This is a genomic window from Vibrio sp. ECSMB14106 (genome assembly GCF_000972265.1).
GTDB lineage: Bacteria > Pseudomonadota > Gammaproteobacteria > Enterobacterales > Vibrionaceae > Vibrio > Vibrio kanaloae.
Map to the genome: position 1 here is coordinate 87,441 of NZ_LAUM01000019.1, position 22,817 is coordinate 110,257.

The 22,817-nt window shown below is 43.4% G+C and carries 20 protein-coding genes; 12 read left to right on the plus strand and 8 right to left on the minus strand.

The genetic code is table 11. The features are described 5' to 3' along the window. Positions 1–190: 190 nt before the first annotated feature. On the plus strand, positions 191–1,009 hold the full coding sequence (locus WR49_RS13695; RefSeq protein ID WP_046224393.1) for a 4'-phosphopantetheinyl transferase family protein: 819 nt from the start codon (positions 191–193) through the stop codon (positions 1,007–1,009). 91 nt (positions 1,010–1,100) lie between these two features. Here the strand turns inward: WR49_RS13695 and WR49_RS13700 are convergent, their stop codons facing one another. Next, positions 1,101–1,508 carry a thioesterase family protein gene (locus WR49_RS13700; RefSeq protein WP_004736070.1) on the minus strand — a complete coding sequence of 136 codons (408 nt, stop codon included), beginning with the start codon at positions 1,506–1,508 and terminating at the stop codon, positions 1,101–1,103. A 337-nt stretch (positions 1,509–1,845) separates the two neighbouring features. On the opposite strand from WR49_RS13700, the gene WR49_RS13705 reads away from it, so the two are divergent. From WR49_RS13705 to WR49_RS13715, 3 genes are all read left to right on the plus strand, one after another. Next, on the plus strand, positions 1,846–2,841 hold the full coding sequence (locus WR49_RS13705; protein ID WP_017056932.1) for a TRAP transporter substrate-binding protein: 996 nt from the start codon (positions 1,846–1,848) through the stop codon (positions 2,839–2,841). Between the two features lie 66 nt (positions 2,842–2,907). Then, positions 2,908–3,663, plus strand: coding sequence for a TRAP transporter small permease (locus WR49_RS13710; protein ID WP_046224394.1), 756 nt, complete (start codon positions 2,908–2,910; stop codon positions 3,661–3,663). Positions 3,664–3,665: 2 nt separating this feature from the next. After that, positions 3,666–5,027 (plus strand): TRAP transporter large permease, encoded by a 1,362-nt coding sequence (locus WR49_RS13715; protein ID WP_017056934.1) that lies wholly within the window; start codon positions 3,666–3,668, stop codon positions 5,025–5,027. Between the two features lie 45 nt (positions 5,028–5,072). On the opposite strand, the gene WR49_RS21500 is transcribed toward WR49_RS13715, so the two are convergent. The 3 genes from WR49_RS21500 to WR49_RS13725 form a co-directional block, all read right to left on the minus strand. Then, positions 5,073–5,246 carry a hypothetical protein gene (locus WR49_RS21500; RefSeq protein ID WP_019824791.1) on the minus strand — a complete coding sequence of 58 codons (174 nt, stop codon included), beginning with the start codon at positions 5,244–5,246 and terminating at the stop codon, positions 5,073–5,075. A 78-nt stretch (positions 5,247–5,324) separates the two neighbouring features. Beyond that, positions 5,325–6,674 (minus strand): sigma-54-dependent transcriptional regulator, encoded by a 1,350-nt coding sequence (locus tag WR49_RS13720; protein ID WP_046224395.1) that lies wholly within the window; start codon positions 6,672–6,674, stop codon positions 5,325–5,327. Positions 6,675–6,726: 52 nt separating this feature from the next. Beyond that, complete coding sequence (locus tag WR49_RS13725; protein ID WP_046224396.1) at positions 6,727–8,553, minus strand: sensor histidine kinase; 1,827 nt, start codon at positions 8,551–8,553, stop codon at positions 6,727–6,729. A gap of 640 nt (positions 8,554–9,193) precedes the next feature. On the opposite strand from WR49_RS13725, the gene tig reads away from it, so the two are divergent. The 7 genes from tig (at position 9,194) to WR49_RS13760 (ending at position 18,126) form a co-directional block, all read left to right on the plus strand. After that, the gene (tig, locus tag WR49_RS13730) at positions 9,194–10,492 is read left to right on the plus strand and encodes a trigger factor (protein ID WP_017056938.1); all 1,299 of its coding nucleotides are present in this window, start codon (positions 9,194–9,196) and stop codon (positions 10,490–10,492) included. Positions 10,493–10,597: 105 nt separating this feature from the next. Further along, positions 10,598–11,224: an ATP-dependent Clp endopeptidase proteolytic subunit ClpP gene (gene clpP / locus WR49_RS13735; protein ID WP_017056939.1), complete on the plus strand. Its 627-nt coding sequence runs from the start codon at positions 10,598–10,600 to the stop codon at positions 11,222–11,224. Positions 11,225–11,305: 81 nt separating this feature from the next. Next, positions 11,306–12,586 carry an ATP-dependent protease ATP-binding subunit ClpX gene (gene clpX, locus WR49_RS13740; protein ID WP_017056940.1) on the plus strand — a complete coding sequence of 427 codons (1,281 nt, stop codon included), beginning with the start codon at positions 11,306–11,308 and terminating at the stop codon, positions 12,584–12,586. Positions 12,587–12,719: 133 nt separating this feature from the next. Further along, entirely contained in the window at positions 12,720–15,071 is a 2,352-nt protein-coding gene (gene lon / locus WR49_RS13745) for an endopeptidase La (protein WP_046224397.1), read from the plus strand. A gap of 169 nt (positions 15,072–15,240) precedes the next feature. Then, positions 15,241–15,534 carry an HU family DNA-binding protein gene (locus WR49_RS13750; RefSeq protein ID WP_012604504.1) on the plus strand — a complete coding sequence of 98 codons (294 nt, stop codon included), beginning with the start codon at positions 15,241–15,243 and terminating at the stop codon, positions 15,532–15,534. Between the two features lie 218 nt (positions 15,535–15,752). Then, positions 15,753–17,618: a peptidylprolyl isomerase gene (gene ppiD, locus WR49_RS13755; protein ID WP_046224398.1), complete on the plus strand. Its 1,866-nt coding sequence runs from the start codon at positions 15,753–15,755 to the stop codon at positions 17,616–17,618. A 208-nt stretch (positions 17,619–17,826) separates the two neighbouring features. Then, positions 17,827–18,126 (plus strand): ComEA family DNA-binding protein, encoded by a 300-nt coding sequence (locus WR49_RS13760; RefSeq protein WP_017056943.1) that lies wholly within the window; start codon positions 17,827–17,829, stop codon positions 18,124–18,126. Here the strand turns inward: WR49_RS13760 and rrtA are convergent. Beyond that, on the minus strand, positions 18,117–18,665 hold the full coding sequence (gene rrtA / locus WR49_RS13765; RefSeq protein ID WP_046224399.1) for a rhombosortase: 549 nt from the start codon (positions 18,663–18,665) through the stop codon (positions 18,117–18,119). The two genes, WR49_RS13760 and rrtA, sit on opposite strands and share 10 nt — an antisense overlap. 9 nt (positions 18,666–18,674) lie before the next feature. Between rrtA and WR49_RS13770 the strand changes: the two genes are divergently transcribed. Then, on the plus strand, positions 18,675–19,274 hold the full coding sequence (locus WR49_RS13770) for a tRNA-uridine aminocarboxypropyltransferase (RefSeq protein WP_046224400.1): 600 nt from the start codon (positions 18,675–18,677) through the stop codon (positions 19,272–19,274). A 31-nt stretch (positions 19,275–19,305) separates the two neighbouring features. On the opposite strand, the gene WR49_RS13775 is transcribed toward WR49_RS13770, so the two are convergent. From WR49_RS13775 to WR49_RS13785, 3 genes are all read right to left on the minus strand, one after another. Beyond that, positions 19,306–20,649: an anti-phage deoxyguanosine triphosphatase gene (locus WR49_RS13775; protein ID WP_046224401.1), complete on the minus strand. Its 1,344-nt coding sequence runs from the start codon at positions 20,647–20,649 to the stop codon at positions 19,306–19,308. Positions 20,650–20,703: 54 nt separating this feature from the next. After that, complete coding sequence (gene yfbR / locus WR49_RS13780; protein WP_017056947.1) at positions 20,704–21,288, minus strand: 5'-deoxynucleotidase; 585 nt, start codon at positions 21,286–21,288, stop codon at positions 20,704–20,706. Between the two features lie 196 nt (positions 21,289–21,484). After that, complete coding sequence (locus WR49_RS13785) at positions 21,485–22,702, minus strand: pyridoxal phosphate-dependent aminotransferase (protein ID WP_017056948.1); 1,218 nt, start codon at positions 22,700–22,702, stop codon at positions 21,485–21,487. Positions 22,703–22,817: the final 115 nt, after the last annotated feature.

Below are 22,817 nucleotides of genomic sequence, written 5' to 3' on the forward strand. Positions count from 1 at the left end.
AAGGCTCAGTGTGATCTATGTTTCAATTTGTTATTATTTGAAAAATGAGTTTTAAATCCGCATATGAAGGGAGTTTCCTGGCCAAACTCTCTATGTTTACCTCAAAACATAGGTGGGTTAAATTTGTTCGTTTTGATGTTTTACTGATGGCTTTATGGTGGTTGATTTTTAAGAAATGAGTGCTAGAAAGATGGAAACGTCAGTCATTGATTTGTGGTTTTGTTCTCTAAGTGATTTGGATGAAGATAGTGATCATGTGTCGCACCTAAAACAGAAACTTACTGTCGATGAAGTAGCCAAAGTTGAGCGCTATCGAATGCCTTCATCTCAGACTCAAGCTCTGTATGTGCGAAGCTGTTTGAGAGCGATCTTATCTCGTTACTCTTGTTTTCAGCCTGAAGAGTGGCGCTTTGAATATGGTGAAAAAGGCAAACCAAGTTTAGTTGAGAAGCAACAGATAGAAACTGGCCTGAATTTTAATATCAGTCATAGCAAAGAATATTTGTTAATCGCGGTATGCCAAACGAAAGGGCAACCACTTCAGCTTGGGGTGGATATTGAACATGCAAGAATCTCGACCAATATTGCTGCGATCATGAAGCATTACTTTTCGGAATCCGAGATTAGCGACTTTCTCGAGCTGGATGACGCATCCCAAAGAGAACGTTTTTTCGATTTGTGGGCGCTGAAAGAGTCGTATATAAAAGCGACAGGCAAGGGGCTAGCCACATCGTTGAAAAGTTTTTCGTTCAATTTCTCCAATCTGACTAAGCAAACGCTGCCATTTAGTTCTTCTGATTTCCAATCGGTGTTGAATGGAGAGATTCGGTTGTACAGTGGAATTGGGTTGGAGTTGGACGCTGCTGAAATTGACGATGCTTCTACAAGCTGGCAATGTCGTTTAGGACGGCTGGATGACCAGTTCCGATTTGCCGTGACGCTTGGCGGTGCAACGCTTCCGATGCACTTAGAGATGAAATGTTTCCCAGTAGCTAAGCTACTTGGCTGAGTGTGCGCTTGTTATACTAGAAACTTAAACCTCTAATCTTGAAAAAAGCACACTCTCAGCCACTCGCACTTTCAGCCACTCGTAATATTGGTTAACTCGTCTCGCCAAGCATCGCTTTTAATACTTCAGCGGGTACAGGCTGCAGTTGCTTGTCTTTATCAAGGCAGACCATTTCAATATCACCAATCACAGCAGGCTTAGTAGCATCTTTACGCCATACCTCTTGTCGCCATAAGGTTTTGTATTTTCCATCGAGTTCAAAAGAGGTTCGGATGTCGCAGATCTCAGCGAACTCAACCCCATCTTGAAAAGTCATGTTGGCTTTATAGACCGCAAAACCTAGTCCGTGTTCATTCCACAATTCCGCCAGTTTATCGCTACCCAAGACATGCTCGCGAGCACGCTCAAAGTATTTAAGAAAGTTAGGGTGATAAACCACACCAGAGTGATCGGTATCTTCATAGTAAATCTGTACTGGGTGATGGTAGATCTGACTCATGGGTAGCAACTCTTATTAAGTGTAAATCTGACTAAGTTGTGCTGCACTCTACAGGATAGATCGAAATTACTTCAAGGCATCATCGGTAATGTGGCTTTTGGTCAGACCTCATTCATTACTAATACGTTGGTCAACTCCCACCCATTTACAAATATTCTATGTGTCATTTTCCACCCATTAATTTATGCAGCGAGTTGGCGACGATTACTGGCAGATCTGACGAAGCCTTATGGTTAAAGGGTTGTTAATGGATTGTGTCAATATGGCGCGCAAATTGCCTTAGTTAATGCACGCAGTTCCCATTGAAGGGCTGCTTTGTTTACTAAGGAGAATAATAATGTTTAAGCCTCTTACCCTGCTGTCTGTCTCTGCTCTGGCGCTCACCAGTTTTAATGCTGCTGCAAACTGTGATCCAGGTGAAATCGTGATTAAATTCAGTCACGTAACCAATACTGATAAGCACCCGAAAGGCATTGCCGCTTCTTTACTGGAAGAGCGAGTAAACACGGAAATGAATGGCAAAGCTTGTATGCAAGTTTTCCCTAACTCGACGCTATATGATGATAATAAGGTACTGGAAGCCCTGTTAAATGGTGATGTTCAAATGGCGGCGCCATCGCTGTCTAAATTTGAGAAGTTCACTAAGAAATACCGCATTTTTGACCTTCCTTTCCTATTTGAAGACGTAGAAGCCGTTGACCGTTTCCAAAACTCAGAATCTGGTGAAAAGCTGAAGAACGCGATGAAGCGTCGTGGCCTGCAAGGTCTTGCGTTTTGGCACAATGGCATGAAACAGATGTCGGCGAACAAACCTCTTATCAGCCCTGAAGATGCAAAAGGTTTGAAATTCCGTGTTCAAGCATCGGATGTATTGGTGGCTCAGTTTGAACAACTAGGCGCTAACCCACAGAAGATGTCTTTCAAAGAAGTGTACGGTGGCTTGCAAACTAAGGTTATCGATGGCCAAGAGAACACATGGTCAAACATCTACGGTAAAAAGTTCTTTGAAGTACAAGACGGCGTGACTGAAACCAATCACGGTATCTTGGATTACCTAGTGGTAACGTCAAACGACTTCTGGAAGGACCTACCTGAAGATGTACGCACACAGCTTGGCACTATCGTTAAAGAAGTGTCTGAGACGCGTAATGCTGAATCTTCAAAAGTTAACCTAGCGAACAAAAATAACATCATCGAAGCCGGTGGTGAGGTTCGTACACTTACGCCTGAACAGCGTCAAGCATGGGTAACTGCACTTCAACCAGTATGGAAGAAGTTTGAAAAAGACATCGGTTCAGATCTTATCGATGCAGCATTAGCTTCAAACCAATAACACCGCTAGAGAAGTGGCGAGCGTTTTCGCCACTTCTTATTAAAACAATTATAAGCGGAGTCAATTATGGAAAAGCCTCAAATGGAACAACCAAATTCTAGCGAATCAGCACTGGAACCCTCTCTTTTTTCCAAAGTTGGAAGAGTTACGGATGCGATTGAAGAGTCATTAATCGCATTTTTCCTTGGCGCAATGACGCTACTTACTTTTGCCAATGTGGTATTTCGATACGCATTCAATGGCAATATCTTGTGGGCACTAGAACTGACGGTGTTCATGTTTGCTTGGATGGTGTTAGTGGGCGCATCTTATGGCGTTAAAAAACACTTCCACATTGGCGTTGATGTGATCATCAACCTTGCCCCAGAAAAGCTACGTAAAGTGTATGCGTTAATAGCCGTTACAAGCTGCCTAGCATTCTCAATCTTACTTCTTATCGGTTCTTGGAATTACTGGTACCCGTTCGCGACTGAGCGCGCATGGTATGAAACCGATGATATTCCAATGCCCGAGATGCTTCAGTTTCTTTCTGATTGGATGAATGAAGGCGAGCGATACGAGAAACTGCCACGTTTTATTCCTTACATGGCACTGCCGATTGGTATGGCAATGCTGACGTTCCGTTTTGCCCAAGTCGCTTACCAAGTAGTCACAGGCAAGCTTGACCGTATGATTGCAGGTCATGAAGCCGAAGAAGAGCTGGATGCATTGAAAGCTGATGTGTTAGCGGGTTCTGATGAAGACGCGACAGCGGTATTGGATTCGACTAAGCAGAACAAGGCGAATGAGTCGGGTACAAAATTTAACGGAAAGGAAGACTAATCATGGCAATGTTATTTCTATTCTTAATGGTAATTGCTTTCATGTTGGTCGGTGTACCAATTGCGATTTCCCTAGGTTTATCGAGCATCATATTCTTGTTAATGCACTCTGATGCTTCTTTGGCATCCGTTGCACAAACGTTGTTTAATGCTTTTGCAGGCCACTACACACTCTTAGCGATACCTTTCTTTATTTTGGCCTCTAGTTTCATGTCCACAGGCGGTGTGGCGAAACGTATTATTCGTTTTGCTATCGCAATGGTCGGCTGGTTCCGTGGCGGGTTAGCGATGGCTTCGGTTGTGGCATGTATGATGTTCGCAGCGTTATCTGGATCGTCTCCAGCAACGGTAGTGGCAATCGGTAGCATTGTTATCGCAGGTATGATCAAAAACGGCTACACAAAAGAATTCGCAGCAGGGGTTATCTGTAATGCGGGCACTTTGGGTATCTTGATTCCACCGTCAATCGTGATGGTGGTTTACGCAGCGGCGACCGATGTGTCGGTAGGTCGTATGTTCCTTGGTGGCGTTATTCCTGGCCTGCTAGCGGGTGTGATGTTGATGATTGCTATCTACATTGCTGCACGTATTAAAAAGATTCCAGCACAGCCATTTGTGGGTTGGGGCGAAATGTTCGCGGCAGCAAAAGACGCGAGTTGGGGCCTGCTATTGATTGTCATCATTTTGGGGGGGATCTACGGCGGTATCTTCACTCCGACAGAAGCGGCGGCAGTCGCAGCGGTGTATGCGTTCTTTATTGCCAACTTTATCTATAAAGATATGGGTCCATTTGCTGACAGGAACAACACTAAACCGGCTCTGGTTAAAGCGTTCCAAACTTTATTTCACAAAGACACTAAAGACACGCTTTACGATGCAGGCAAGCTGACGATTATGTTGCTGTTTATCATTGCTAATGCTCTGATTCTTAAGCACGTACTGACAGAAGAACGTATCCCTCAAATGATCACTGAGTCGATGCTTTCTGCTGGGTTAGGTCCTATTACCTTCTTGATTGTAGTGAACGTTCTACTCTTGATTGGTGGGCAGTTCATGGAGCCATCAGGCTTACTGATCATCGTTGCGCCGTTGGTATTCCCAATCGCAATAGCTTTGGGTATCGACCCGATTCACCTCGGTATCATGATGGTAGTGAACATGGAGATAGGGATGATCACGCCGCCTGTTGGACTCAACTTGTTTGTGACCGCAGGGGTTGCGAAGATGTCGATGATGAACGTAGTGAAAGCGGCACTGCCTTGGGTAGGAGTAATGTTCCTGTTCTTGATTATCGTAACTTACGTGCCTTGGGTTTCTACATGGTTACCAACCACATTGATGGGACCGGAAATCATAACCAAGTAGTTATTTGGTGACACGGAATTTAACCCATAAAAAATGAGGAGGTCACTAGACCTCCTCATCTATATTTCTGCCACGATTTGAATGAGGGTTTATTTGCTCATACAGAGCGCGTTTTGCCTCTAATTCTGGCGTGTGTAGATCGACATGATTATCAGTATAAAAAATACCATCTATCTCGAAAGTATCGGTAATCGATGGCACTTTTGTTTTCTCACCCATAACGACTTCCTTATTATATTTATTGCATAACATCCTGTTAGTGAAATAAGTATAGGTGATCTTGCTCCCAAATCTAATTTAGTTTGGTTCTACCTTATAAGATTCTTTCGTGAGCTGGTGTTTTTGCATCTTATCGTAGAGGGTTTTCCTCGGTAATTGCAGCCTCTCCATGGTCTCTTTTATGCTGCCATTGCATTCAATAAGTGCCTGCTTCAACGTGTTTTTTTCAAAGTCAGATACCAATTCTGCCAAAGACAGTTCTTGAGTAGTTTCAGTGGCGCTGTCTGATAAGTGAGAAAGCTTACCTAAAAGTACAAAACGCTCTGCAGTATTACGTAATTCTCGAACATTTCCTGGCCAATCATGAGCCAAAAGCGCGTGCAGTTCTGTTTGTGGCAGTGCAGGGGCTGTTTTACCATAACGCGCTGCTGCGACGAGCAAGAAATGGTGAAAGAGTGCTGGGATGTCTTCCTGTCTACTTCTTAGTGGAGGTAAATCTAAGGTCACGACATTGAGTCGGTAATAAAGGTCTTGGCGAAAAGTGCCTTCTTCAGCGGCTTTCTTTAGGTCTACTTTAGTTGCTGCAATCACTCGAATATCGAGAGGAACCAAACCGTTTGAGCCAACCCTTTCAATGACACGTTCTTGTAATACGCGTAACAGACGTATCTGCGCTTGCATTGGCATGGATTCTATTTCATCTAAGAACAGGGTGCCGCCTTGTGCAAACTCAAACTTACCTACGCGTTTGCTATCAGCACCCGTGAAAGCGCCTTTTTCATGGCCATAGAGCTCACTTTCAATCAGGTTCTCAGGAACGGCACCACAATTGACTGCGACAAAATTTTGCTCTCGACGGCTGCTTTGTTCATGTAGGGAACGTGCGACTAGTTCTTTACCTGTTCCCGTTTCGCCAAACAATAAAATATCGGCGTTGGTATCGGCGACGTGAGTGATGATCGAACGAAGCTCAGTCATCGATGGCGTGTCACCAATGATTCTTGGACCCAGTGCTTTACTCGCTTTCAACGAACGCTTTAGTTCTTGGTTTTCGAGGGTCAATCGGCGTTTTTCGATCGCCCGTTTGGTGGTTTCGATCAAACGCTCATTGGCAAATGGTTTTTCAATGAAATCATAGGCACCATCATGGATAGCTTGCACGGCCATTGATATATCACCATGCCCGGTGATCATGATGACAGGAATCTCTTTATCTTTGTGCATGGCAGTGTTGAGTAGATCATGTCCAGAAATACCCGGTAAACAAATATCTGTGATGATCACATGGGGAAGACCATTTTTTTTGATCGCAAGTAGTGCTGATTCTGCATCATGAAAGAATTCAGCATTAATGTCAGCGAGCTCAAAGCTCTGCTCAATTGCCATCCTTAAATCGGATTCATCATCAATGAAATAGACGTCACACATAGTTATTCCTTTACTCTTTTATACTGAATATCGCTGAAATTTTTGTTTTGCTTCAGTCCATTTTGTTCTTTTTGGAACGTTGTTCGTCAGACATTATCGGGAGTTCAATAGTAAAACGAGCACCGCTTTGCGGACTGACTCCTGTCACTAGTTTGCCGTTAATTCCGCTGATTATTTGTTGAGAAATCGACAGCCCGAGTCCAAGTCCATTTTTTTTAGTGGTATGAAAGGGTTCAAAAAAGTGTCCCGTCGTAGGCGAGACAAAACCGGGGCCATTGTCATCGACATGAATCAACAGAGTTTTTGATTGTGCGTTATCTGATTCGCTAATCTCTAACAGGATAGCCAATTGTTTATCTTCTTGATTTTCCATAGCTTGAACAGCATTGGTCAGTAGGTTAATGATGACCTGTTCCAATTGAATCGCATTGGCGAGCACGCAGGCGTCGAAGACTTCAGGGAACTCATTTACTTTGACTCGCTCAGTCTTTAACTGCGGTTTCATCAGTTCTTTTGAGGAATGAAGAATAGGCAGTATCTGTAATGTTTGTAGTTCTTCCGCCGTGGATTTCTTAGCGAAGGAACGGAGTTGATGGCTTATTTTTGCCATACGATCCGTCAGTGCTGAAATCCGAGAGAGGTTGTCATCGACTCGGTCTGTCTTCTCTTTTTCAAGAAAGAGTCGGCCATTGTCTGCATAACTGCGAATAGCCGCCAATGGGTTATTCAGTTCATGGCTGATGCTTGCTGACATCTGACCTAATACTGCCAGCTTTGCTGCTTGTATTAGCTCGTCTTGTGTCTGTCTGAGTATCTGTTCTGTTTCGATACGGTGCTTGATCTCAACGTGCAGTTCTGATGTGCGCTCAAGAACTTGAAATTCCAGCTTTTGTTTGGCTTCAGATTGCAGCCTATCGATCTGGGCACGTCTTTGTTGGCGATGGTTGTTGAGTTGTATGGTGAGATAAATAATCGCAAATACTAAGCTCAACACCACCATATAGGCGATCAAATCCCACCAAACTAAGTGTGTCGGAGAGAATACCCGAACGGTTAATTTGGGGTCATCCAAAAAACGTGAGGAAGTGAAAAAGTGCTCTTGAACGAGTTTATGCGTTGACTTAATACTGCTGGTAGAGCTCTCCAAATCACCTGAAAAATGCAGACTCTCGATTTTTGTATCTAGATACTGTCTACTTTCTTGAATTCGAGCCTGTTGGGCCTTACTGAGTGGTTGGAGGCTTTTGAGTAACCATTCTGGATTACTTGACATAAAAACAATCAGGTCTTTATCGTCAGCAACAAAATAACTCTGTTTACCTTTCCAACTTGTTTCAATCAGTGATAAATCCATTTTTACGACAATCACGCCAATGATTTCGGCTGCGTAGGAGACAGGAAAGGAATAATAATAGCCCCGCTTCCCCGAAGTAGAACCTAAAGCAAAGTACTGATTTTCATTGCCGAGAATCGCTTGTTGATAGTAAGGACGAAACGCAAAATTACGTCCAACAAACGAGTGTTTAAGGTTCCAGTTACTAGCCGCGATGGTAGTGCCAATGCTGTCCAATAAGTAGGTGTCAGAGGCTTGAATCACAGTGTTGACGTGTTCTAGATAGCGATTGGTCAGTTCAATTTGTGCGGAGTTATCTGGTGAATGTAAGGCATCGACCAGTTCTATATCCTTTGAAAGCAGCTCTGGAATGTGCGCGAACTTGTCCAATTGACTGGAAATGTGAACCGAAAAACGGTCCAGCTTAGATTGATGATCATTTAACAAACTTTCATGGCTTGTGCTCCACACCCAATGACCGCCAAACACCATCAGTAAACTGTATGTGACCATTAACAGTATTGGGATTCTAAAAGCTTGAAACATGAAGGCTCTCCGCTAATTTCTTTGGTAAACAATCAAGCCTGTCTCCTCTCGTTTATGGTAGCAAATAGCGGTAGTTTTTGCTGGAAGCAGAGAGTGAACAGATGGTTGTAGGTTAAGGCTTTGTAACGGAGATTGTTGAAAAACTTATCGACTCTGAGGGGTAAAACAAGAGCAAGATCTCTTTTTAAGGTTTTTAGCAAAAAAAGGCCTCGATTCCCTTGAAAAAGTCGCTATTGTCCCCATTTCTGTTGTGCTAAGTGATGTTTTGATCGTTTTTGTATCATTTAGTTGAACGAATTTAGAGCATTCATCATTAAGCAGAGGTGAACGGCTCGACAGAGATTAAACAGATCGCTAGAATGTCGCGTCTAAAATCTCTGTCCTGAGGCTAATCGGAGATACCTTTCTTGTTTCTGAAAACAAGCTTTGTTGCGTTTTAATCGGCGCGTGAAGAACGAAGATATCGCTGATTAGTCTGGTGTTTAGTTGAATAATCAATTCAAACATCAATGCTCAATTTTAAATTAGGTGTTCGGATAGAGCACTACACAAGGATGCAGCCAACAACGTCGGCTTTTGAATTAAAGCTAAGTTACGGCTCATATGCTCAGATTACTGAGCCAGTTTTGAGGTTTATATAATGCAAGTTACTGTTGAAACGCTAGAAGGCCTAGAGCGCCGTCTTAATATTACTGTTCCTGCTGCTAACATCGAAGATGCAGTTACAGCTGAACTACGCAACATCGCGAAAAATCGTCGTTTCGATGGTTTCCGTAAAGGCAAAGTGCCAATGAAGATGGTTGCTAAAATGTACGGCAAAGCAGTACGTCAAGACGTGATGGGCGAAGTAATGCAACGTCACTTCATCGAAGCGATCGTGAAAGAGAAAATCAACCCAGCTGGCGCACCTACTTTCGCACCAGTTGAAAACAGCGAAGGCGCAGACCTAGTATTCAACGCAACTTTTGAAGTTTACCCAGAAGTTGAACTGAAAGGTCTAGAAAACATCACTGTTGAGAAACCTGCAGTAGAAGTTAAAGAAGCTGACGTTGAAGAGATGATCGAAACTCTACGTAAGCAACAAGCAACTTGGACTGAAGTTGACACTGCAGCTGACGCTAGCTCTCGTGCAACTATCGACTTCGTTGGTTCTATCGACGGTGAAGAGTTCGAAGGCGGTAAAGCTGAGAACTTCCCACTAGAGATGGGTGCTGGTCGCATGATCCCTGGTTTTGAAGACGGTATCGTTGGTAAAACAGCAGGCATGGAATTCGAAATTGACGTAAACTTCCCAGAAGATTACCACGCTGAAAACCTAAAAGGTAAATCAGCTAAGTTCTCTATCAAGTTGAACAAAGTTGAAGCTCGTGAACTTCCAGAACTAAACGAAGAGTTCGTTTCTAAGTTCGGCGCTGCTGACGGCGTTGAAGGTCTTAAAGCTGAAGTTCGTAAGAACATGGAGCGTGAGCTTAAGCAAGCTGTTAAGAACCGCATCAAAGAGCAAGCTATCGATGGCCTAGTTAACGAAAACAACATCGACGTACCTTCTGCTCTTATCGATCAAGAGATCGGTGTTCTACGTCAACAAGCTGCTCAACGTTTCGGTGGCAACACTGAAGCTGCTGACCAACTTCCACGTGAGCTGTTCGAAGAGCAAGCGAAACGTCGCGTAGTTGTAGGTCTTCTTCTTGGTGAAGTAATCAAGACTGAAGAGCTAGAAGCTGACGACGAGAAAGTTAAAGCTATCATCGAAGAGATGGCTACAGCATACGAAGATCCAACAGAAGTTATTGCTTACTACGAGCAAAACGAGCAAATGATGAACAACATGCGTAACGTTGCTTTAGAAGAGCAAGCAGTTGATGCAATCATCGCTAAAGCTCAAGTTTCTGATAAAGAAGTTAGCTTCAGCGAGCTAATGAATCAGCAACCTGCATAATATAGTAATATCTGATGTAGAAGGTTGACGTACGGTCAACAATTCTGCTAACAATGGTCCGTATGATTTAATCATTCGGGCCATTTATTTTAGGGACATAAGAATATGAGCTACCAAGAAAAAAATACAATGCCATCGATTATGGACGCGTTAGTTCCTATGGTGGTTGAACAAACTTCCCGTGGTGAACGCTCTTACGATATCTATTCTCGTCTGTTAAAAGAACGTATCATTTTCTTAACCGGTCAAGTTGAAGACCACATGGCAAACCTTGTCGTGGCTCAAATGCTTTTCTTGGAATCAGAAAACCCAGACAAAGATATCTATCTTTACATCAACTCACCAGGCGGTAGCGTAACTGCAGGTATGTCTATTTACGACACAATGCAGTTCATCAAGCCAAACGTGAGTACAGTATGTATGGGTCAAGCGTGCTCTATGGGAGCATTCTTACTAGCCGGTGGTGCTCCTGGTAAGCGTCACGCGCTTCCAAATTCACGTGTGATGATTCACCAGCCACTTGGCGGCTTCCAAGGTCAAGCGTCTGATATTCAAATTCATGCGCAAGAGATCCTAACGATCAAACAAAAGCTAAATAAGCTATTGGCGGAGCACACCGGTCAGCCTCTAGAAGTTATTGAGCAACATACAGATCGTGACAATTTCATGTCTGCTGAGCAATCAGTAGAATACGGTTTGGTGGATTCAGTTCTTAATCATCGCGGCCAATAATTGCAAGGCAATTGTTTAACGCAAAGTGATTCAAATTGATATACACTCAAACATAGAGAGTACAGGCTAAGAGGTTAGCGAATGACAGACAAAAGCAAAGAGGGTGGTAGCAGTAAACTGCTTTACTGCTCTTTCTGTGGCAAAAGCCAACACGAAGTTCGCAAGTTAATCGCAGGTCCTTCTGTTTACATTTGTGATGAATGTGTCGATCTTTGTAACGACATTATTCGTGAAGAAATTAAAGATGTTCTTCCTAAGAAAGAATCTGAATCGCTGCCTACGCCGCGTGAGATTCGTGAGCATCTTGACGACTATGTAATCGGTCAGGAATACGCGAAAAAAGTGCTAGCAGTTGCGGTATATAACCACTACAAGCGTTTACGTAATGGTGATACAACGGCTGAAGGCGTAGAGTTAGGTAAGAGTAACATTCTTCTTATCGGTCCTACTGGTAGTGGCAAAACACTACTTGCTGAAACACTGGCTCGTTTCCTAGACGTTCCATTCACAATGGCAGACGCAACAACACTAACCGAAGCGGGTTACGTGGGCGAAGATGTTGAAAACATCATCCAGAAGTTGCTTCAGAAATGCGATTACGACGTAGCGAAAGCGGAACGCGGCATTGTTTACATCGATGAAATCGACAAGATTTCTCGTAAAGCTGAAAACCCATCAATCACTCGTGATGTGTCTGGTGAAGGTGTACAGCAAGCTCTACTAAAACTTGTTGAAGGTACAGTGGCTTCAGTTCCACCTCAAGGTGGTCGTAAACATCCACAGCAAGAATTCTTGCAAGTGGACACGTCTAAGATCCTATTTATCTGTGGTGGTGCGTTTGCAGGCCTAGATAAAGTGATTGAGCAACGTGTAGAAACAGGTTCAAGTATCGGCTTCGGCGCAGAAGTGCGTTCAAAAGACGAAACCAAAACTATCGGTGAATTGTTCACTCAAGTAGAACCTGAAGATCTAGTGAAGTATGGTTTAATTCCAGAATTCATCGGTCGTCTACCTGTTACAACAACACTGACAGAGCTTGATGAAGAAGCGTTAATCCAAATCCTTTGTGAGCCAAAGAATGCACTGACAAAACAGTATGCTGCATTATTTGAACTTGAGGATACAGAGCTAGAATTCCGCGAAGACGCTTTACGCGCTATTGCTAAGAAAGCAATGAACCGTAAAACAGGTGCTCGTGGTCTACGCTCTATTTTGGAAGGGGTTCTACTAGAAACTATGTATGAACTGCCATCTTCTACAGACGTAAGCAAGGTTGTGATTGATGAGTCGGTAATTAATGGTGAGTCAGAACCACTATTAATTTACAGTAACTCAGATAACCAAGCAGCTGTTGCAGAGTAAGTCTTTTTTAGACTACACGCTCAAATTGAAAAAGGAGGTAAGCAATTACCTCCTTTTTTTTATTCTTCCATTGAATCCAGTCGTTTAAGCCCCATATACTGCTTTATAAGTTTAAAGCGGAAGAGAGAAATATATGAACTTGGAACGTTCCGAGCGTATCGAAATCCCCGTGCTACCTCTACGTGATGTAGTGGTCTACCCACATATGGTTATTCCATTGTTTGTTGGTCGTGAAAAATCGATTACTTGCCTTGAATCGGCAATGGAAGCTAACAAACAAGTACTACTTGTAGCACAGAAAGAAGCGGACACTGATGAACCTTCAATAGAAGACCTATTTGATGTAGGTACCGTTGCTACCATTCTTCAATTGCTCAAGCTTCCCGACGGTACTGTAAAAGTACTTGTTGAAGGTCAGCAGCGTGCAAAAATTAATCAATTTAAAGAAAGTGAATTTTTCTTAGCAGATGCAGAATACGTTGTAACTTCCGAGCTTGACGAAAAAGAACAAGAAGTGGTTGTTCGTAGTGCGATCAATCAATTCGAAGGCTTTATTAAGCTAAACAAAAAGATTCCACCAGAAGTTCTAACGTCGCTAAATGGTATTGACGAGGCAGCACGCCTAGCCGATACCATTGCAGCACACATGCCCCTTAAATTGGTAGACAAGCAGCACGTTCTAGAAATTTCAGATGTAACTGAACGTTTGGAATTCTTGATGGGCCAAATGGAGTCAGAGATTGACATCCTGCAAGTTGAAAAACGTATTCGTGGCCGCGTTAAGAAACAGATGGAAAAATCTCAGCGCGAGTATTATCTGAATGAGCAAATGAAAGCGATTCAGAAAGAACTGGGCGAGATGGATGACGCACCTGATGAATTCGAAACTCTGAAGAAGAAGATCGAAGATTCAAAAATGCCTAAAGAAGCTCGCGAGAAAACCGAGCAAGAACTGCAAAAATTGAAAATGATGTCGCCAATGTCGGCTGAAGCGACAGTAGTACGTAGCTACATTGATTGGATGGTGGGTGTTCCTTGGACCAAGCGTTCAAAAGTTAAAAAGAATTTAGCGAAAGCGGAAGAGGTTTTAAACGAAGACCACTACGGCTTAGAGCGTGTTAAAGAACGTATCCTTGAATACTTGGCAGTACAAAATCGAATTAACAAGCTAAAAGGTCCAATCCTTTGTCTTGTTGGTCCTCCTGGTGTAGGTAAAACCTCGCTAGGCCGTTCGATTGCAGCGGCAACGGGCCGTAAGTACACTCGTATGGCACTAGGCGGCGTCCGTGATGAAGCTGAGATTCGTGGTCACCGTCGTACGTATATTGGCTCTCTTCCAGGTAAGCTAATCCAGAAGATGTCTAAAGTTGGTGTTAAAAACCCTCTATTCTTATTAGATGAGATCGATAAGATGTCATCTGATATGCGCGGAGACCCATCCTCGGCGCTATTGGAAGTTCTTGACCCTGAACAAAACGTTTCATTCAACGATCACTACTTAGAAGTAGATTACGATCTGTCAGATGTAATGTTTGTTGCAACGTCTAACTCGATGGATATTCCTGGCCCGTTACTAGACCGTATGGAAGTGATTCGCCTATCTGGTTACACAGAAGACGAAAAGCTGAACATTGCTAAGAGTCACTTACTGGACAAGCAAGTTCAGCGCAACGGTCTTAAGCCTCATGAAATTGAGATTGAAGACTCTGCAATCATCGGCATCATTCGTTACTACACACGTGAAGCGGGTGTACGTAGCCTAGAGCGTGAAATCTCTAAGATCTGTCGTAAAGCAGTGAAGAACATCTTGCTAGACAGCGACCTTAAGTCTGTAACGGTTAATATTGATAACCTGAAAGAGTACTTAGGCGTTCAACGTCATGACTTCGGTAAAGCGGATGAAAGTAACCGTATTGGTCAGGTAACTGGTCTAGCTTGGACTCAAGTTGGTGGCGATCTACTGACTATCGAAACTGAAGCAATGCCGGGTAAAGGCAAGCTAACGCAAACGGGTTCACTTGGCGATGTGATGAAAGAATCGATTCAAGCGGCAATGACCGTGGTTCGTTCTCGTGCTGAAAAGCTTGGTATTAACTCAGATTTCTACGAAAAGCGCGATATTCACGTTCACGTACCGGAAGGTGCTACACCGAAAGATGGCCCGAGTGCGGGTATCGCAATGTGTACTGCATTAGTATCTAGCTTGACGGGTAACCCTGTTAAAGCAGAGGTCGGTATGACAGGTGAAATTACCCTTCGTGGTGAAGTTTTACCTATCGGTGGCTTGAAAGAAAAACTGCTTGCAGCACACCGTGGCGGCATCAAAACTGTACTGATTCCTAAAGACAACGAGCGTGATTTGGAAGAGATTCCAGACAACGTAATCGCTGACTTGAAGGTGATCCCGGTTCAGTGGATTGATGAAGTACTCAAAGTAGCGCTAGAACGAGATCCGTCAGGGGTCGAGTTTGACGTGAAAAAATAGTGATGCATAGCAAAAATAAGTAAAGAATTACGCTGATAGGCCCGAAAAGGCTTGTCAGCGTTTTTTTTGGACGCTAAGTTATTGCTCAAAGCGGCAGCCCTTTTGCAATAAGGCTTGCGGCTAAATTAAAACCAAAATGGAACGTACAGTCATCAAGAAGTAGTCACAGATGACACATAGGGGAAAAACAGTGAATAAAACACAACTAGTAGAATCAATCGCAGAAAACGCAGACATCTCTAAAGCTTCAGCTGGCCGCGCTCTAGACGCATTCATCGAAGCAGTTGGCACAACGCTACAATCAGGCGACCAAGTTGCACTTGTTGGCTTTGGTACTTTCAGTGTTCGTACTCGTGCTGCTCGTACAGGTCGTAACCCAAAAACTGGTGAAGAGATCCAAATCGCAGAAGCTAAAGTACCTGGCTTCAAAGCGGGTAAAGCACTTAAAGACGCATGTAACTAATTTTCACTGCTGAAACCTCCATTTAAGAGGGGAAGGCAGTAAAATGCGTTTACTGTTTGAAAAATGATGTTTCATTCTTAAACAGTATGTGTACAAAGAACATTGAACTTATTTAAATTATGCGCATCCTACTGATGCGCATTTCTTTTTCTGATAATATCGCGTGAATAGATTTTTATTTTGAAGCCAATGCTTCATATCCGGAGAGCACTTAAATTATGATGGATCGATTACGCGAAGGCGTGAATAGCATCGCGGTAAAAATTATCCTTGGGTTGATTATCCTGTCATTCGTATTCGCAGGTGTCGGCAGCTACATCACCGGTGGCGGTAACAACGCAGCAGCTAAAGTTGGAAGCACAGAAATTGCTCGTGGTGAGTTCGAACAGGCTTACCAAAACGAACGTAACCGTATGCAGTCTCAACTTGGCGATTACTTCTCTCAAATGCTTGCAGACCCTGCTTACGTAGAATCTTTCCGTAAATCAGTACTTGATCGCATGATCAATGACGTACTGCTTGAGCAGCAAGCTGAGTCTCTAGGCCTACGAATCAGTGATTCTCAAATCCGTACCATGATTCTAGAAATGCCTCAGTTTCAAACGGCGGGTCAATTCGACCAAGAAGTTTACCAAGCAGCACTACGTCGTGCAGGTTTCAGCGCAGAAAGCTTCGCTGAATACATGCGTCGTGACCTAATGCGCAACCAGCTTGTGACTGCACTTCAAGGCAGTGAATTCGTTCTTCAAGGCGAAATCGATACTCAGAGCAAGCTTATCGCACAAACTCGTGATATTCGCACAGTGACACTGTCTGTTGCTGACCTAGCAAAAGACATCGAGTTAACTGACGAGCAAATCGAACAGTACTACCAAGAGAACCCAGCTGCTTACACCCGTCCAGAGCAAGCTAAGGTAACTTACATTGAGCTTTCTGCTGAAACGCTTAAGTCTCAGCTTGAAGTAAGCGATGAAGAAGCACAGAAATACTACCAAGAGCACCTAGACAAGTACTCAACTGAAGAGCAACGTAAAGTTAGCCACATCCTAGTTCAAGGCGATGACGAAGCGAAAGCTCAGTCAATCCTAGACGAGCTAAGTGCAGGCGCTGATTTTGCTACGCTAGCGGAAGAGAAATCTGACGACTTCGGTAGTGCAGACGTTGGCGGTGACCTAGGTTGGATTGAACGCGACGTTATGGACCCAGCGTTTGAAGATGCAGCTTTTGCTCTTGAAACTATTGGCGACATAACTGGTTTAGTTAAGTCTGATTTTGGCTACCACATCATCAAGTTAGACGAGCTAAAAGCGTCTCAAGCTCAGTCTTACCAAGAAGTAGCGGCTGAGATTAAGCAAGAGCTTATAGACCAGCATGCTGTCGACCAGTTCTACGAGAAGCAAACTGAACTAGAGAAAGTGGCATTTGAATTCCCAGATTCTTTGGACGATTCAGCTGAAGCTATTAACGCTAAGATCACAACAACGGGTTTCATTTCGCAAGTTGATGCTCCAGAACTCCTCATGACACCTGCAGTTATGCAAGCGATCTTGAGTCCTGAAGTGAAAGAAGATGGTTTAAACTCTGAAGTTATCGAAGTTGCACCTGAGCATGTGATTGTTGTTCGTGTAGAAGAAACTCGTGATGAAACCGTTCTTCCGCTAGCTGAAGTGAAAGAGCAAGTTGTGGCTGCATTGTCTGCTGTTCAAGCTGAGCAACAAGCGATTGAACTAGGTGTTTCTCTAGTGAACGAACTTAAGCAAGGCAATGAAGCAGTACTGGCGGATAATAATCTTGAGTTCACTGAACTTGAAACGATAGACCGTAACTCTCCATTAGCATCTTCTGTATTCGCTTTCGCGAAACCAGAAGACGGTCAATCTGTATTCGGTCAGTCTAAAGACCAAGACGGTAATATTGTTGTTGTTGAGCTTTCAAAAGTAACGGCTGAAATCAACCCGGCTTACAGTACTCAAATTGGCGCTCAACTGGAACGAGTTGGCAACCAGCAAGATCTGACTAATGTATTAAACGTACTTCGCAAAAACGCGGATGTTGAATATTACGTAGTTGGCCAAGATCAGTAAACTTTGATTCACTCGATGATTTAGTATTGTTAATCAAAGTATGACTGTTGCTCTATAAATCAAATTTGTGAGCGAACAAACAAGCTGATGAAAACGAGATGTATAACAAAGCGGGTCACTAAGGTGGCCCGCTTTATTTTTATTTAGTTACTGTGTCATTTATAATGGTAAATGCATAAGTTACGTTTTTTATACAAAGGAACGGTTTATGCGCACAATATATTCAACACTACTTCTTTCATTTCTTATTACCCTTAGCTCCGCAGCGTTTGCAGACAGCCCAACTAAGGCTGAGCTTTACGAAGGTATTGAGATAACGGTAAACATCAACACAGCGACAGCAGAAGAACTCTCAGCGCTATTAGTTGGTGTCGGGGACAAGAAAGCCCAAGATATCGTCGATTACAGAGATCAAAATGGTGCGTTTGCGACTGCTGATGATTTGGTGAGTGTGAAAGGAATCGGTGAAGTGACGGTAGAAAAGAACCGCGAAAGAATTCAGCTTTGATCCGCTTTTTTATCCGCTAGCAAAAATATTACAGCCATGAAGCCTCCTGCTATTGACCCTGCTAGGTGGGCTTCAATTGCGACACGAGCGTTAATTAGTTCGCCAGTCGTACTAGAAGGGCCAATAAGCTGCTCCCAAACGATCTTAGCGATTAATCCAAACACTAACAGCCAACTAGATTTCCTGCCGTTTATAGTCTCTCTGAGCGCGCATAAACCAAACAACCCATGCAAAGTGCCCGATAGGCCAACGTAGATCTGAATACTTGAAAATAACAGAGCGACCCCAGTCACTAAACTAATCACAAGCAAAGCAAGAACAAGCTGTTTTTTACTCGGTTGAAACAGATAGCTGATGATCCACAAGCCTGCTAGATTCATCAGAAGATGCGAGTAGTTGGTATGTGAAAAATTTCCTGTTAGGATTCGCCACCATTGCCCATCGGCAATCGCATTGCTATCCCAAACGACCCAAGCTTGTATTGGTTCAAATTGGAATAAGACGCATAAAAGTGAAGTGAAAATTAAAACAGGGTACACATTAAATCCATGTCTCGTTATTGCCCCCAATGCAGCAAGGCTTTGAAAGCTTGTATTTGTCAGTGGATTACACCACTCGAATCGAATGTTGAGCTTATCATTCTTCAGCACCTATCAGAAGAGCATCGCCCAATGGGAACGGCGCGCATCCTCTCGTTATCTCTAAATAATAGCGTGACGCTTGTCGGCGAAGACTTTTCAGACAATGAACAACTGAACGCATTGCTGGCCGATGAACAGTACCAACATGTGATTTTATACCCAAGCGAAAACTCTGTTCCTGTTGAGTCGGTAACCTGTTCAAATAAAAAGCTACGTGTGATTTTATTGGATGGGACGTGGAAGAAGGCGTTTAAAATGTGGCAGGTATCGAGTAACTTGCATGCGTTAAAAACGGTTTACTTGCCGAAAGACCTCAAGGGTAACTATCGAATTCGCAAAGCACCTAGTGACAACAGTCTATCCACAGTAGAAGCGGGTTATCATTTATTGAGCTTACTAGAGATTGACGGTGATTTTCGCCCACTGTTAACGGCATTTGACCAAATGATTCAGTTTCAAATCAATCAAATGCCACCAGGTGTCTTCGAGAAAAACTATTTAGATTAAGCCGTTACACGATATTTAAGCTATTGAGCGCTTAAAACTCTGTATGAGCTGAGAACAATTGCTGATGCATTTTCTGTGCAAGATCATCAGTCATTGATGAAATGTAATCTGCAATCACTCGCATCTTTCTTGAATCGTCTTGATGTTGTAGCCATTGCTTCTTGATTGGCAGTGGCAATAAGCGTTCAGGGTCAGCACTGAATGCCTCAAACATATCCATGATTATTTGCTGTCCTTTGTATTCAATAACCTGAACTTGAGGGACTTGGATAACAGACTCACTCACGAAGTGCTTCAGCTTATCGAGTGTGCCATCCATGCTCGGCTCAAGTACGGCATTGTAGGAGAGCAACACATTCTCAAAGTTCTCATCAACGCGCTTAATCGAAATACTGGTCAATAGTGCGTTGACTATTCCGCCAATTGCGTCCTTGCGGCGATACTGCTCGCCGGAAAACAGCATTTCAGTTATTGAGTCAAGGTGTTCACAAATCCATGGGTCCGCCATTTCTTGTAGCTGCGGGTAAGCCGATTCTACCCATTGTGTCTTAGTCACGGAGCCCAGCACAATCGCATCTTCCAAATCGTGTACGCCATACGCGATGTCATCAGCCAGCTCCATAATAGAACAGTCAAGTGACTTGTATTTGGTCTTGTTGTGTTCAAGTGGTTCGGTGTGCGACTTTCTTTTCTTTTTTAGCCGTTGTTGGTCGCTGCTTGAAAGCGGCTCCAGTACCCAGTTAAACAGCTCTTTATCGTGATCGTAGATGCCTTTTGCTGGCATCCAATCTTTGGCACGGAGTTGTCGTTGATGCTTAACTGGCTCAGACTGCAATTTAGCTTGAACTTCACTAAGCAGAGAAGGGTACTTAATCAGACCTAACAAAGTGCGTCGAGATAGGTTCATCCCGTGATGCTCAGTGTAAGGTTCTAGCTGTGTGACAATGCGAAACGTTTGAGCGTTGCCTTCAAAGCCGCCATAATCGCGCATCATGTAATTCAGGGCGACTTCACCGCCATGCCCATAAGCTGGGTGACCAATGTCGTGAGCCAAACATAGTGAATCTATCAAGCTGTCTGAAGGCAATAGGTCGCGGAATTCGGGCTGCTTCTTTTTCAATTGAGCGACGATACCTGTACCTAGCTGCGCGGCTTCTAGAGAGTGTGTTAATCGGGTTCGGTGAAAATCGTTAACAGTGGTGCCATGCACTTGAGTTTTAGCTTGAAGGCGGCGGAAGGCCGCAGAGTGAAGTACACGTGCACGATCACGTTGATACGGGCTACGGTGGTCATCACGTCTTATTTTATGTTCATCGTCATTTCGATGTTGCCATTCTTGTTCGAGTGCAAATGTCGGTTCGAGTTGGACTGTCAAAATAGCGCCTATCAAATTGATTTATTTAACTAATTATATTCAAGGTATACCCAGTTAGCTTATCTCGTCTAGTGATAATTCAAAACTCGGTGCAAAGGTAGTGAGAAAGTAATCCATTTCTGGACTTTTACGCTGTTCGAGTGTTTCTTCAAGTCTACGTTTTGCTTGCTCGTACTCATGATTTCCAGCGCTGAGTTCTTCCAAACATTTTAAATAAGCACAGATAGTGTCTGCTTGTTTAACAATGCCTTGCTCTTCTTTACTTGCTGTCCCTGAAATTAAAAATGGTGCGAAGTCTTCTTGAAACTCTTCCGGCAACATGGACAGTAGCCTTTTCTCGGCTGCTGCTTCTATCTTTTTGTACTCTTGTGCAATGTCTGGGTTGTAGTATTTGACTGGAGTTGGTAAATCACCGGTAAGCACCTCACTAGTGTCATGGTACATACCTAACAATGCGATGTGCTCAGGGTTGAGTTGACCATCAAATTTCTTGTTTTTGATAAGCGCCAAAGCGTGCGCGACGAAGGCAACTTGTAAACTATGCTCTGAAATATTCTCGCTTGAGACTGAGCGCATCAGTGGCCAACGTTGGATCAGTTTCATGCGTGCTAGATGGGCAAAGAAATGGCTTTGTTTCATAAGTGTCCTTGCTTAACAATGCTCTACTTGTGTCTTGTAAACAATACAAGTAGTACGAGATAGGAGATATAAAAAAGGCCCCTAAACAGGAGCCTTTTAAGCATATAAGTGAATGAATACAAGTTAAAGTATTTTAAAACAGTAAATTATAGCCATCGTTAGTGGACTAGTTGTTAGCAGGTTGATTGTTGGCGAACTACTCTTGGCTGTAAGTTGACAAGAAGCGCTCAAGACGACCAATTGCTATTTCTAGATCTTCGATATGTGGCAAAGTTACGATGCGGAAGTGATCGGGTTTTGGCCAATTAAAGCCAGTACCTTGAACCAATAATACTTTTTCTTGTTTAAGGAAATCGAGTACAAATTTTTGATCATCTTTGATGTTGTACATTTTAGTATCGATTTTAGGGAACAGGTACATCGCGCCTTTTGGTTTCACACAAGACACTCCCGGGATCTTGTTGATCAATTCCCATGCTCGGTCACGTTGTTCAAGCAGTCTACCACCAGGTAGTATTAGTTCATTAATACTCTGATAGCCACCGAGTGCGGTTTGTATTGCGTGCTGCATTGGCACGTTGGCACACAGGCGCATAGAAGCGAGCATTTCTAGGCCTTCCACATAGCCTTTCGCTAAGTGTTTTGGACCAGTCAAGAACATCCAACCACCACGAAAGCCACATACACGATAAGCTTTCGATAAGCCATTGAAGGTTACCATTAAAACGTCTTCAGCCAAGGTTGATACGGAAGTGTGCACTGCGCCGTCGTAAAGTACTTTGTCGTATATTTCATCAGCGAAGATGATCAAACCATGCTCACGAGCAATGTCCACAACTTTCAACAGGAAATCACGACTATATACAGCACCCGTTGGGTTGTTTGGATTAATCAAAACGATCCCGCGAGTCTTTGGTGAAATCTTCGCGAGTATGTCATCGAGATCTGGATACCAATCGGCGTCTTCATCACACATGTAGTGAACCGGTGTGCCTCCAGAAAGCGCTACAGATGCTGTCCAAAGTGGGTAGTCTGGTGCGGGCACTAAGATTTCATCACCATTATCCAACAGTGCCTGCATAGACATCACGATAAGCTCTGATGCACCATTTCCAATGTAAACGTCTTCTACATCAAGGTTGCGAAGACCTTTTTTCTGATAGTGCTGGACAACCGCTTTTCGGGCTGAATAAATACCTTTTGAGTCACAGTACCCTTGAGATGTTGGTAGATTGCGGATTACGTCAACGAGGATCTCATCAGGGGCGTCAAAACCAAAGGGGGCGGGGTTACCAATATTTAGCTTTAGTATTTTATGCCCTTCTTCTTCCATGCGCTTAGCATGTTTGAGTACAGGCCCCCTGATTTCGTAGCATACATTGTTGAGTTTTGACGACATCCCGATATTTTGCATTGCCGGTTTCCTGGAATTAATTTAAATACTTTATTAAAGTACCGCAAAATGGGGTTTGATAGAATAAAAATCTGCTGAATGTCGCATTTCCGTGTAACGTCTGGTCTTTTTACTA